The organism is Granulibacter bethesdensis CGDNIH1, from assembly GCF_000014285.2.
Classification (GTDB): domain Bacteria; phylum Pseudomonadota; class Alphaproteobacteria; order Acetobacterales; family Acetobacteraceae; genus Granulibacter; species Granulibacter bethesdensis.
On sequence record NC_008343.2, the window covers coordinates 1,685,981 to 1,699,148 of the forward strand.

Sequence of the window (13,168 nt, forward strand, 5' to 3'; positions counted from 1 at the left end):
CGCTGAAATCCGGGGCCCTGGCTCCGGATTTTTCGTATGTGGAGTTGCCATGTCGGACGATCTGACCGCCCTGCGAGAAGAAACCGATGCCGCTTTACGGGACGCCGCTGATCTGCGCGCCTGGGATGCTGTCCGTGTCGGTGTGCTGGGCAAAAGCGGGAAGCTGACCGCTTTGCTCAAAACGCTGGGGCAAGCGACTCCGGAAGAGCGAAAAGAGCGCGGCGCGGCGCTCAACCGGCTCAAGGAAGCCCTGAGCGAAGCTATCGAAGCCCGTCGGGTAGAGCTGGAATCCGCCGCTCTGGAAGCCCGGCTGACCGCGGAGCGCATCGATATCACCCGCCCGCCGCGCCCACGCCTGACCGGCGCAATCCATCCGATCAGCCGCACCATTGAGGAAATGACCGCGATTTTCGGTGCCATGGGGTTCAGCGTCGCTGAAGGTCCGGATGTGGAGGGGGACTGGCATAATTTCGGCGCCTTGAACATTCCCGCGCACCACCCTGCCCGCGCCGACCACGACACGTTTTATCTGCCGTCAGAGCAGGAAGGTGCGGCCCCCCGCGTGCTGCGCACTCATACCTCTCCGGTTCAGATCCGCACCATGCTGAATGCCGAGCCTCCAATCCGCATCATCGCACCCGGCCGCACCTATCGCGCTGATCATGACGCCACGCACAGCCCGATGTTTCATCAATGCGAGGGGCTGGTCATTGGGCGTGGCATCACGCTGGGGCATCTGAAAGGCACGCTGATCGACTTTCTGCGCGCTTTCTTTGGCGTGCCTGGTCTGCCGGTGCGGTTCCGAGCCAGCTACTTCCCCTTTACCGAACCCTCCATGGAGGTGGATATCGGCTGGAACCGCAAGACCGGGGAGCTGGGCGGTGGCGGCGACTGGCTGGAAATCCTCGGCAGCGGCATGGTACAGCCGAAAGTGCTGGCCAATTGCGGGATCGACCCGCGTGAGTGGCAGGGCTTTGCGTTCGGCATGGGGGTGGAGCGCGTGACGATGCTGAAACATGGCATCGCCGATCTGCGCCCGTTCTATGACAGCGATCTGCGCTGGCTGCGTCATTATGGTTTCAATCCGCTGGCCCCCGTCAGCCTGCATGAAGGGGTGTGAGCCATGAAATTCACCCTGTCCTGGCTTAAGGACCATCTGGATACCGATGCCTCCCTGTCCCGTATTGCCGAGACCCTGACGGTCATCGGACTGGAACTTGAAGGCATCGAGGATCGTGCCGCCGCACTGACCGGATTCAACATCGCCCGCATCGTCAGCGCGGAGCAGCATCCCAATGCTGATCGGCTGCGTGTCTGTCAGGTCGAAACCGGCACGGAGCGCGGCACGATTCAGGTCGTCTGCGGCGCGCCCAATGCCCGTGCCGGGATCGGCGTGGTGCTGGCAACACCCGGAGCAGTCGTCCCCACCAATGGTATGGTCATCAAGGAAGGCGAAATCCGTAGCGTGGCCAGCATGGGCATGATGTGCTCGGCGCGGGAGCTTGGCCTCGGCGATGAGCATGACGGCATCATCGAATTGTCGCCCGATCTGCCGCTCGGCACCCCCTATGCGGCGCTGGCCGGCCTGGATGATCCGGTGATCGAGATCAGCGTCACGCCCAACCGCGGGGATGCGCTGGGCGTGCGCGGCATCGCCCGCGATCTGGCCGCCGCCGGTCTCGGTAGGCTGAAGCCGTTCCAGCCGGTTCCGGTCGCAGCCTCTGCCTCCTCCGCCATTCACTGGGCGATCGAGGATCGTGAAGCCTGCCCGTTCATCCTGGGCCGCACGATACGCGGCGTGCGCAACGGCCCGAGTCCGGACTGGCTGGCAGCACGGCTGAAGGCCATCGGGCTGCGTCCTATCAACACGCTTGTCGATATCACCAATTACGTCTGCTTCGATCTGGGTCGCCCACTGCATGTATTCGATGTCGCGCGGGTGCAGGGGGATACGCTCACCGTACGACGAGGCGCGGGCGAGAGTTTCCGAACCCTGAATGGCAAGGATATCACCGTCACGGCGGAAGATTGCGTGATCGCCGATGCAACGGGCGTAGAGTCTCTGGCCGGCATCACCGGCGGCGAGCGCACCGGCTGCACCGAGACCACCACCGATGTGTTTATCGAGTGCGCCCTGTTCGATCCGGTGCGGATCGCCCGCAGCGGACGTTATCACCAGATCAGCACCGATGCGCGGCAGCGTTTCGAGCGTGGTGTCGATCAGGCCCTGCTGCCTGCTGCTCTGGAAGCAGCCACCGCCATGATCCTGAGCCTGTGCGGCGGTGAGGCCAGCGCCATCACCAGCGCCGGAGTGGAACCCTCCTGGCAGCGCGACGCCACGCTGCGTTTTGCCCGGCTGGAGCAACTCGGCGGCCTGGCGGTGCCTCCGGATGAAGCCGTCGGGGCTCTGGAACGTCTTGGTTTCGGCATCCTGTCCCGAAATGCGGAGCATGTGACGGTCTCGGTCCCGTCCTGGCGTAATGATATGGCGGTCCGCTCACCGCTCGACTTACCCTCGACATGCGATGCCGCGCGCGCCGCCACACTGGCGGAAGCCGCCGCCGAAGCCGAGCCGGAAGCCGAACTGATCGAGGAAGTGCTGCGCCTGCGCGGTATGGATGCGATTCCGGCCTGCTCGCTGCCGGTGGATCATGCCGTACCGGCGGCCTCATTGTCGCCGCGCCAGACCCGCGCGGCGCTGGCCCGGCGCGAACTGGCCGCATCCGGCCTGATGGAATGCGTCACGTTCAGCTTCGTGGCACATGAGGTCGCCGCCCGGTTCGGCGGCACCGAGGAAAGCCTCCGCCTGCTCAATCCCATTGCCTCCGATCTTGACCAGTTGCGTCCGACACCGGTGGCAACGCTGGCGCTGGCGCTGGCTCGCAACGCAGCCCGCGGTCTGCCGGAAGCGGCGCTGTTCGAGGTAGGGCCTGCCTTCTCTGCCAACGGGCAAAGTCAGGTTGCGGCCGCCATCCTCGGCGGGATGACGCCTCGGCATTGGCTGGAACCGGCACGTTCACTGGATGCGATGGATGCGAAGGGCTATCTGTTCAGCCTTCTTTCGGCATTGGGCGTGCCGATGGACAGTCTCTCCGTCACCGCCGACGCACCTGGCTGGTACCATCCTGGCCGCTCCGGTGTAGTACGGCAGGGGCCAAAAACCGTGCTCGGCACGTTTGGGGAATTGCATCCGGCGCTGATCGAAGCGATGGATCTGCCCTCTCCCACCATCGCCTTCGAGCTGTTTCTGGAGGCGGTGCCTGAACCGAAACGCCGCCGCCGCGCCGCACCGACCCTGCCGCCTTTCCAGCCTCTGACGCGCGATTTCGCGTTTCTGGCCCAACGCGGCACCTCGGCCGACGCCCTGCTGCGGGCCATTCGGGGGGCGGATCGCACACTTATCACCCGCGTATCGCTGTTCGATGTCTATGATGGCGACAAACTGCCGGAGGGGATGATCTCGCTGGGGGTGGAAGTGACCCTGCAACCGCTGGAACGCTCCCTGACCGATGCGGAGATCGAGGCGATCAGCGCCAAAATCGTCGCAGCCGCCGGAAAAGCAGTTGGAGCCACGCTGCGTTAAAAAACCAGCCGCCCGCATGGGTGGCGCAAGCTTTGTTCCCCAGAAAGCCTCGCCGGGATGATCCGGCGGGGCTTTTTGTTTTCAACACATGCTCCCCTTCGAAAATCACCGGGCGGGAAGGCCATATCAGGGCTTCGCGGGACGGTATTTTTTGCGTATCAGGCGTCCATGACCGACATTCCCATCGACCGTATCCGCAATTTCTCGATCATCGCCCATATCGACCATGGGAAATCGACCCTTGCCGACCGCCTGATCCAGTTGACCGGCGCATTGTCGGACCGCGAAATGACCAACCAGGTCCTGGATAATATGGAGCTGGAGCGGGAGCGCGGCATCACCATCAAGGCACAGACCGTGCGCCTGACCTACCGCGCCAAGGACGGGCTGGTCTATGCGCTGAACCTGATGGACACACCGGGCCATGTCGATTTCGCTTATGAAGTCAGCCGGTCTCTGGCGGCCTGTGAAGGCTCTCTGCTGGTGGTGGATGCCAGTCAGGGGGTGGAAGCTCAGACGCTCGCCAATGTGTATCAGGCGATTGATGCCAATCACGAAATCGTGCCGGTGCTGAACAAGGTCGATCTGCCCGCCGCCGAGCCGGACCGGGTGAAAAAACAGATCGAGGATGTGATCGGCCTCGATGCTTCCGACGCGCTGATGATCTCAGCCAAGACCGGCCTCGGCGTGGATACGGTGCTGGAAGCGCTGGTCACCCGCCTGCCTGCGCCGAAAGGCAATGCCAATGGCGAATTGAAGGCGCTGCTGGTCGATAGCTGGTACGACGCCTATCTGGGTGTCATCATTCTGGTGCGGGTGAAGGATGGCGTGCTGCGGCGCGGCCAGAAAATCCGCATGATGTCTACCGGCGCGACCTACACCGTGGATCAGGTGGGCGTATTCAGCCCGCGTATGACGCCGGTGGAGACGCTCAATCCGGGAGAGATGGGCTATATCAACGCCGCCATCAAAACCGTGGCCGATACCAATGTCGGTGATACCATCACCGATGACCGCGTGCCGGCGGCCGAGCCACTCGCAGGCTTCAAACCCTCGATTCCGGTGGTGTGGTGCGGCCTGTATCCGATCGACGCCGATGATTTCGAAAAGCTGCGCGACAGCCTCGGCAAGCTGCGTCTGAACGATGCCAGCTTCCATTTCGAGGCCGAGACCTCTGCCGCACTGGGTTTCGGGTTCCGCTGCGGCTTCCTCGGGCTGCTGCATCTGGAAATCATTCAGGAAAGACTGAGCCGGGAGTTCGACCTCGACCTGATCGCGACCGCGCCATCGGTGGTGTACAAGCTCCACAAGACCAATGGCGAGCATCTGGAGCTGCACAACCCGGCCGACATGCCGGATGGCAGCGTGATCGAGAAAATCGAGGAGCCATGGATCAAGGCCACGATCATGGTGCCGGACGATTATCTGGGCGCGATCCTGACCCTGTGCAGCGAACGGCGTGGCCAGCAGGTTGACCTGACCTATGTCGGCAACCGGGCGATGGCCGTGTATCGGTTGCCGCTGAACGAGGTGGTGTTCGATTTCTACGACCGCCTGAAATCAGTCAGCCGCGGCTATGCCAGCTTCGATTACCAGATGGATGGATATGAGGAGAGCGATCTGGTCCGCATCTCGATTCTGGTGAATGCGGAGGCTGTGGATGCGCTGAGCTTCATCGCGCATCGGAGTGCGGCTGAAAACCGTGGCCGACAGATCTGCGCCAAGCTGAAGGAGTTGATTCCCCGTCAGTTGTTCAAGATCGCCATTCAGGCCGCCATCGGCAGCCGCATCATCGCCCGCGAGACGCTGGGTGCGCTGAGCAAGGACGTGACCGCTAAATGCTATGGCGGCGACATCAGCCGCAAGCGGAAGCTGCTGGAAAAGCAGAAAGAGGGCAAAAAACGCATGCGCCAGTTCGGCAAGGTGGAGATTCCGCAATCGGCCTTCCTCGCCGCCCTGAAAATGGATAACTGACCCCCCTTGCATTCCCCCCTCAGGGTAGGTAATAGCACCCCACCCTGGCATCCGGAGAGATGGCCGAGCGGCTTAAGGCGCACGCTTGGAAAGCGTGTGTGCGTGAAAGCGTACCGTGGGTTCGAATCCCACTCTCTCCGCCAGCGGCCTGAATTTTCCAATATCATAGCGTATGAAAATCGGCTGATTTCTGCCGATTTTTGGCGTGTTATTGTTGCATCTCGACGCATCCCGTTGCATGGTATCCCACGCACCATGTGGTAACTAGTGTGGGATAATATTGGGCAAGCTTTCCGCCACTTCCGTGAAGGCCTCAAAGGAGCCGGGCCGCTATGGCGACGGCGACGGCCTGTACCTTGTCATAAGTCCCCGGGGCGGGAAGTCCTGGGTTTGTCGCGTGCAGAAGGATGGCAAGCGCCGGGACGTTGGCCTGGGGAGTGCCAAGAAGGTGTCCCTGGCCTTGGCCCGTGAGCGCGCTGCGAAGGTGCGGACACAGGTTGAGGTGGGGCTTGATCCCGTTGCCGAGCGGCGGAAAGAGGCCGGGATACCCACCTTCAAGGAAGCCGCCGCGCTGGTGTTTGCCGAGCACAAGGCGAGCTGGCGGAACCAAAAGCACCGGGCACAGTGGCTATCCACCCTTGAAACCTATGCGTTCCCCACGCTGGGCGATCTATCGGTTGCCCTCATTGACGGCCACCATGTCCGGGATGCTGTGATTTCCATTTGGCTGGAAAAGCCGGAGACGGCGCGGCGCGTGCGCCAGAGGATCAACACGGTCATCGACTGGGCAATCGGCAAGGGATACCGGACGACACCCCTACCGATTGCGGCGATGAATAAATCGATGCCCAAGGTTAAGGCCAAGGGGGTGCACCATACGGCCCTGCCCTACGCTGAGGTTCCGGCGTTCGTGGCTAAGCTCAAAGAGCGGGATACTGTGGGGCGGTTGGCGCTTGAGGCGCTGATTCTCACTGCAACCAGGTCCGGCGAGATTCGCGGTGCAACCTGGGGCGACCTTGATCTGGACAGGGGACTATGGACGATCCCCGCCGAGCGGATGAAGGCTGGGAAGGAGCATGTTGTCCCGCTGTCATCGGCCGCCCTGGGCGTGTTCCAGCGGGCGCAGCGTTACAGGGAGGCGCGGAGCGAGTTGGTATTTCCCGGTCAACGCGGCGGCAAGCCGCTTTCCGACATGACGCTGACCAAGATTTGCCGCGACATGGAGGTTGCCGCCGTGCCGCATGGCTTTCGCTCATCCTTCCGCGATTGGGTGGCCGATGAGACGAATTTTGACGGCGACATAGCCGAGATGGCCCTGGCGCACGCCATTGGGAGCAAGGTGGAAGCCGCTTACCGGAGGGGCAACCTGCTGGAGAAGCGGAAGGCGCTCATGGAGGCGTGGGGCGATTATTGCTGTTTGAAGGTGTCTCAACCCAAGGTATAGCCGTCCTACATCAACCAAAAGAAGGTTTTTGCTGCATGAATACGGAATGGGATGATTTGCACAACATCGCGGCACGCATCATTTCCCCGGATAGTATTTCAATAGGCAAGGCTGAATTAAGACAGGCGGCTTCGAGAGCGATAAAAAAGATACGCTGGATAAAGTTCCTATCCATTGAAGGAGCTAGCTTATTTGCAGGGGTATTTCTTGCGTGTTTGGCTGGATATATCTTTTTTCATCTGCATCACTCGCCGTACCACCCGTATAAGTTGTTCAGGGTTGCATATTATAATCTCACGATTCCAGCGCTCCTGATGTCGATTATATCTCTGAGTGTGCCAGAACTGGCGCAATTCAGACAACCGTTCAAATCTTGGCTGCGGCTACCTAAAGAGTGCCATCCCGAGGCGCTCACCCCGTTGTTCGACAGTCTTGCTGCCGGGGATTGGGAAGCAAAAACTGAGAAAGGATTTGTCCCAGAGTATCTGTTTAGAAGTGAGTGGCGCATCCTACTGGTTGCTGGCGCCGAGTATAAGCAAAGGCGGCGGTGGGTCAGCTATTGGTGGAGAGACCGGTATGACGGAGACATTAAGGCGAGAGCTGTGCCTCGCACCCTCGATGCCCCGGAGCGACTATTGCAGGCGGATGCAACCCAGCCAATTTCTTCTACCGATACGGCTTCTGCCGTGGTCACTTCAGAAAAAGTAGTTGTGGTTGCGGCCCATGAGAAGCCTGATCTCAACAAAGACCCTCGATATGACTGGCTGGCTGGTGGGACCTATCAAGAATTTCAGGCTGGTCTCGACCAATTTCTAAAGGAAAAGGTGCCAGCGCATCACGAGGCGGCTCTACGGCGAGCGCTTACCATCGGACGCGAAGAATTGCGCGAAGGCAACCCGAGGAAGACGCTGACACTCACGATCAACCGGATAAAGTACGAGGTCGAGAATATGCCCAGGATACCGGGGGTATCTCTACCCGCCATGAGCAAATCGTCCCTCACGAATCTGCTCCAGGGCACCTATGGCAGCACCTCATTCAAGCACTATTTTCTCGATGGAAGGCAGTGCAAAACCGAATAAGAGAAGACAAGATCGTACAAGTTTCGACAAAGTTGAACGGCATTAAACAACTGATTTTGAACGGTTTTTTGTTTGATGCATTATCGTCGTGCAACTTGATAAGGGTTAGCACGACATGAGTTTGAAAACCTTTCCAGACCCCCTTCTGACAATCGAGGACGTACTGCGTCTTACGGGATACCGTAGCAGAAGTTCAATATATCGCCTCATGAGGCAGGGAATTATGCCTTGCCCGATTGTCATCGGCGGCGGACGTGTCCGCTGGCGATCAGGCGAAATTCATCAATGGCTTCAACGCCTCCCCACCCAGACCTATTCCTGATGGGCTGATCCGGTTTCGCTGCTCTTGCGCAGTCCGGAGCCGCCCGTCGTCTTCCTAACAAATTGATCTCGACGCATTCGCGCCCTTAGCGCGGAAAGGATGCTTCATGCTTGTTTTCCAGAATATTATCGCCCGTTTGCATGTCAGGTTCCTCCCCGAGGATGTTGCCCGTTTTACCGTGCGGACGACGCCCCGCATCGCCCGTTTCGTCACGCCGATCATCGAGAAGCTGATCCGGGATGACAGGACTGGCGAGACCTACCGGTTTGCCGTCGCCCTCTGGCAACGCTGGGACGTACCGCCACTTAACGTTTACCTTGGGTCGAGTTCCCTCTGCCGCATCGATGGCCCTTCAACGTTAGACGAGAGCGGCTACCGCCCAGCGGGTGGCTTGGTCGAGACGCCAGGCTTGACCGCACACCTCTCGCCTGACGAGGCCCATGACCTCGATAACCGCATCAAGACGGCCATCGAAACGACCATCCGAAACTGGGCAGACGAGACGAATCGCGGTCATTGGAAAACCCTCCCCCAACATCAGTACCGGGGGGCAGAAGATGCGTAAGCCCCGGAAGCTTTGCCTCCACGAGAGCCCCGATGCTGCGCATCGGGGCAAGGAAAGAAGAACACACCGCACGCACTGGCCTGCGGCTGAGCTTCGCGGTTTTTTGCGGGTGCGATCCGGGTGCGTTCATGGCGCACGTCCCAAACCCGACACCATCCCAGGTATGGCCGAGGATGCGCGCCGGATGCGGGGGGAGGACGGACCATGAAGTTCGCGTTCAGCACTCCGTGCGCGTCCCCTTGGCGCTCGATAAAGCCCTGCGGCATGCTGCCCAAAGCCGCCAGATTACCCCCTATGCTCTGTTGCAGCAGTGTGTGCGAGCCGGGCTTGCTTCCCTTTCCGGCGAACAAGCAGAGCTAAAATTCGCAGCCGAGATGGCTCAAGAGCTAGGCGGGTTGACCGCCCGGTTGGCCCATGTCGAGCGCCTGACTGAGCGAGCGCTGTTTACCACGTGCGCCGCCTACACCTACGCCCGGGCCGCCGCTGGTCCCCGTACCGATGAAGTCAATCTTATTGCCGAAATCAACGCCGCCTTCACGCGCCAACTCAACCTTGCCGGAGATTCGTGATGTCCAAAGACAGCAGCAACCGTGCACATATCGCCGCCCTGCGGGCGCGTGACCGCGTCGATGGTCAGGTTCAGTTCCGCTTCAATGCCCGCGTGTTGGCCGGTAGCGCGCTGCTTGGCGCGCTGGCCTTGGGGGTAATTGTTACCAGCCCCTCACAAATGGAGGCCGACACCGAATATGGCATCGCCGCCTTCACCAGCTTTCTCTTGTCAGATATGCCGTCCGACCCCTTGATGACGATTACCTGGAACGGTCAGGCAGGCCGCACGGGGGTCAAAGAATGGGCGGCGTTCCAGCCATTGCGCCAGGATGCGGCAAGCTTTGCCCGCACCCTCGGGCTGGGTGGCGCACTGGGCTTTGCCGGGGGAATGGCTGGCCTCTGGCTGACCGCTGACCGACGGCGGCGCAAGCAAGAAGAGCGGCTGGCGGATCGGGTCATGCGGGGCACGCGCGTGGTCAGTGAGGCAACCCTGGCTAGCATGACCGCCGAGGAAAGCGATGAGCCGCGCCTGCAATTTGGTGGTGTTACCTTGCCGAGTGGATTGGAAACCCGGCACACCGCCCTGATTGGCACAACTGGCGGCGGCAAGACGACGGTGCTCCGGCAGCAACTGGACGTGATCGAGGCCAGGGGCGAGGCTGCTTTGGTGTACGACACCAGCGGCGAGTTCGTGGCGAATTATTACAATCCGGCACGCGGTGACATCATTTTGAACCCGTTCGATCAGCGGGGGGTGTTTTGGAGTCCCTTCGCCGAGATCATCCACCCGGCCGATGCCGACCGGATTGCCCGCTACCTTATCAATGAGACCGGCGACGAGGATAAGGACATCTGGCTGGAAACATCCCGCAACCTGGTGGCCAATGTTATGCGCAACCTGTGGCGGGAGGGGCACGGGACGCTGCAAGCCTTGCTAAACGCGCTCCAGTCGATGCCGCGCAAGGAGTTGGAGCGCTGGCTCGCCAACACGTCATCGGCCCGCACCTTCGAGAAGGATGCCGACCGCGCCACCGCCAGCGTGCTGTTCATGCTGGTCAAGGCGGTCAACATGCTCATGTTCCTGCGCAAGGCCCCTCGCGACGGTGAAGAAGCCTTTTCGATTTCCCAATTCTTCAAGGGCATCGACCAGCATAAGGGCCGCAAGCCTTGGATATTCGTGCCCAGGAAGGAAGATTGTTTCGAGGCCATGAAGCCTTTGATGGCGCTGTGGCTGGAATGCGCGGCCAGCGCCATGCTCGGCCTGTCCGCCAGCACAACCCGCAGGGGGTGGCTTCTTCTGGATGAGCTGCCCGATCTTCCCCGAGTCCAAAACCTTGAACGCCTCGCGCCGCAAGGCAGGAAATTCGGGGCGTGCATAATCTTGTCGTGCCAGGCGATTGGCCAGATGCGCGGACATTACGGCCCCGATGGCGCCGAAACCCTCCTGGGTTGCTGCAACACCAAGTTGTTCCTGCAAATGAGCGACCACGCCAGCCGGGAATGGGCGGCCGCGACCATTGTGGCAGCGCCGAGGTGGAAGTGCCCACTTTCAGCGAGACGTTCGATCCGAATACAGGTAAACCGCAGCGGACCTTGAGCACGACGCGCGAATTGCGCCCCGCCGTGCTGGAGAGCGATCTGCGCTTGCCGAAATATACTGGTTATCTGCTGTTGCCCGATGGCTTGCCGGTGGCGCGGATCAAGCTGACGAATGACCATATCATCGCGCGCGGCCCCGCCCGGCAGCCTGACTTCATCCCCGCCGATATTGCGGAAACGCTCTGGGGCGGATTGCAGGAAGCCCAGGCGGCCAAGGCGGCGGTAACGCCCGACGCCCCCGTGCAGGGTACAATTCTTGGGCCAGGGCCGGTGTGATGGTAGCGACGATCTCCGCCCTGACCAGCGCCGGGCAGGCCGCCAGCTACTATGAGGCAGATGACTATTACGCAGAGGGTGGCCTCGCCCCCTCGGAATGGTTGGGCCAAGGCGCGCAGGTCCTGGACTTAGCCGGGGCCGTTGACCACGAGCAATTCGCCCGTCTGCTGGAGGGCCATGTCGCCGGGCAAAGCCTGGGCACGATGCGCGAGGGCGAGTGGGAGCATCGGCCCGGCTGGGATGTAACCTTCAGCGCGCCAAAATCCGTGTCGATCATGGCGGAGGTGGCGGGCGACCGTCGCCTCATCGCCGTGCATGAGCGGGCGGTGAAAACCGCCCTGGGGCTGGCGGAACAGCATTTTACCGCCACGCGGCTTCGGGAGGATGGCAGCATCCGGCGGGAGGCAACTGGCAATCTGGTCATCGCCTCTTTCCGGCATGGCACCAGCCGGGCGCTCGACCCGCAGCTTCATACGCATAATGTCATTCTCAACATGACCCGCGACAAGGCCGGGCAATGGCGCAGCCTGGAGCCGCGCGCTTTCTACCAGATGCAGAAGCTGATGGGGGCCGTCTACCGGCAGGAACTGGCCGCCGAGGTGCAGCGCCTGGGCTACGCAATCGAGCGCGGCAAGGATTCGACCTTTGAGATTGCCGGTATTGGCACGGAAACGCTGGAGGCGTTCAGCCAGCGTAGTGCTGCCATTGAGGCGCGACTGGCCGAGCGGGGCAAAAGCCGGGACCAGGCCAGCGCCGCCGAGAAGCAGGTTGCCGCGCTGGATGCGGGCGGCGGGCGCGTCATCGAGTGCGACACGCGCGAGGCCCGCTTTGCCCAGATCGCCCAGGATTACGCCAGTTTGGACACCAAAGAGAGACGCAAAGCGCTGGTGATCGAGCCTTCCCGCGAGGGGCGTGATGTGTTGACTAAGGAAATCCGCCACCGCTTGGCGGAAAATGGCGCTCTGCATGGCCCCACCGTTGAGACCGCCAGGCTGGTGCCCCGTGACCTGACGCGCGCTGAGGCCAAGGACGCGCACAGCTACGCCATCGGAGATACCATCCGCTTTGCCAAGGATTATGCCGACAAAGGCGTGTCAAAGGCGCAGGCCTATCGCGTGGTGGGCATCGACACCAAAAAGGCCGCCTTGACGCTGGCCGATCAGCACGGCGGGGCCATCGACTGGCGGCTGCGGCAATGGGGCGCGTCACACTCCCAGGCCTTCACCAGCGAGGTGATCGAGCTGCGGGCGGGTGACCAAGTGCAGTTTACCCGCAATGATCGTGTCTTGGGCCGAATCAACGGCCAGCAGGGCGAGGTCATCGCCGTTGATCCGGCAACGCGGGAGGCCAAAGTCCAGCTTGCTCGGGGCAAGATAGAGACGTTGGCGCTGGATAATCCCCGAGACCAGCATATCGCCCATTCTTATGTCGCCACTGCCTTTGCCGCCCAGGGGCGCACCGCCGAGCGCACATTCATCCACGCTGATAGCGCCGCCACGAACCTGCTGGACCAGAAGAGCTTCTACGTCGCGCTGTCCCGCGCCAAGGACACCACCGCCGTCTACACCAATGACCGGGGCAAGCTGGTTGGCGCGCTGCTGGAGCGTGCGGGCCTTAAGCAAACCGCCCTTGCTCCTCAATTGACCGGCGGGATGCCAAGCCGCGCCGAGCAGAACCGTAAAGCAGTGGCATCTCATGGTGTGGCGCTTTGAGCCTAAACCAGATAGCCTAGCCCAACGATGTGGAGGGATTTCCGGCGACCCGGCCTCCCCTT

General features: G+C 61.4%; 11 protein-coding genes and 1 tRNA gene. All 12 read left to right on the forward strand.

Going from position 1 to position 13,168, the window contains the following annotated elements:
* Positions 1-49: 49 nt before the first annotated feature.
* The 12 genes from pheS (at position 50) to mobF (ending at position 13,106) form a co-directional block, all read left to right on the forward strand.
* Entirely contained in the window at positions 50-1,120 is a 1,071-nt protein-coding gene (pheS, locus tag GBCGDNIH1_RS20045; RefSeq protein ID WP_025318820.1) for a phenylalanine--tRNA ligase subunit alpha, read from the forward strand.
* Positions 1,121-1,123: 3 nt separating this feature from the next.
* Positions 1,124-3,583, forward strand: coding sequence for a phenylalanine--tRNA ligase subunit beta (pheT, locus tag GBCGDNIH1_RS20050; protein WP_011632208.1), 2,460 nt, complete (start codon positions 1,124-1,126; stop codon positions 3,581-3,583).
* 168 nt (positions 3,584-3,751) lie between these two features.
* Entirely contained in the window at positions 3,752-5,557 is a 1,806-nt protein-coding gene (lepA, locus tag GBCGDNIH1_RS20055) for a translation elongation factor 4 (RefSeq protein ID WP_043452876.1), read from the forward strand.
* A gap of 53 nt (positions 5,558-5,610) precedes the next feature.
* Positions 5,611-5,700 (forward strand) — tRNA-Ser (locus GBCGDNIH1_RS20060).
* Positions 5,701-5,837: 137 nt separating this feature from the next.
* The gene (locus GBCGDNIH1_RS20065) at positions 5,838-7,001 is read left to right on the forward strand and encodes a tyrosine-type recombinase/integrase (RefSeq protein WP_011632210.1); all 1,164 of its coding nucleotides are present in this window, start codon (positions 5,838-5,840) and stop codon (positions 6,999-7,001) included.
* Between the two features lie 35 nt (positions 7,002-7,036).
* Complete coding sequence (locus GBCGDNIH1_RS20070; RefSeq protein WP_011632211.1) at positions 7,037-8,083, forward strand: hypothetical protein; 1,047 nt, start codon at positions 7,037-7,039, stop codon at positions 8,081-8,083.
* 115 nt (positions 8,084-8,198) lie between these two features.
* Positions 8,199-8,405: a helix-turn-helix transcriptional regulator gene (locus tag GBCGDNIH1_RS20075; protein WP_072563944.1), complete on the forward strand. Its 207-nt coding sequence runs from the start codon at positions 8,199-8,201 to the stop codon at positions 8,403-8,405.
* 106 nt (positions 8,406-8,511) lie between these two features.
* Complete coding sequence (locus tag GBCGDNIH1_RS20080) at positions 8,512-8,970, forward strand: hypothetical protein (RefSeq protein ID WP_011632212.1); 459 nt, start codon at positions 8,512-8,514, stop codon at positions 8,968-8,970.
* 227 nt (positions 8,971-9,197) lie between these two features.
* Positions 9,198-9,539 carry a hypothetical protein gene (locus GBCGDNIH1_RS20085; protein WP_043454093.1) on the forward strand — a complete coding sequence of 114 codons (342 nt, stop codon included), beginning with the start codon at positions 9,198-9,200 and terminating at the stop codon, positions 9,537-9,539.
* Positions 9,539-11,116 (forward strand): type IV secretion system DNA-binding domain-containing protein, encoded by a 1,578-nt coding sequence (locus GBCGDNIH1_RS25075; protein WP_253764229.1) that lies wholly within the window; start codon positions 9,539-9,541, stop codon positions 11,114-11,116. Before GBCGDNIH1_RS20085 ends, GBCGDNIH1_RS25075 begins: the two co-directional genes overlap by 1 nt.
* Positions 11,020-11,394 (forward strand): type IV secretion system DNA-binding domain-containing protein, encoded by a 375-nt coding sequence (locus GBCGDNIH1_RS25080; RefSeq protein ID WP_125911016.1) that lies wholly within the window; start codon positions 11,020-11,022, stop codon positions 11,392-11,394. Before GBCGDNIH1_RS25075 ends, GBCGDNIH1_RS25080 begins: the two co-directional genes overlap by 97 nt.
* The gene (mobF, locus tag GBCGDNIH1_RS20100) at positions 11,394-13,106 is read left to right on the forward strand and encodes a MobF family relaxase (protein WP_025318819.1); all 1,713 of its coding nucleotides are present in this window, start codon (positions 11,394-11,396) and stop codon (positions 13,104-13,106) included. Before GBCGDNIH1_RS25080 ends, mobF begins: the two co-directional genes overlap by 1 nt.
* The last annotated feature ends 62 nt before the right edge of the window (positions 13,107-13,168 follow it).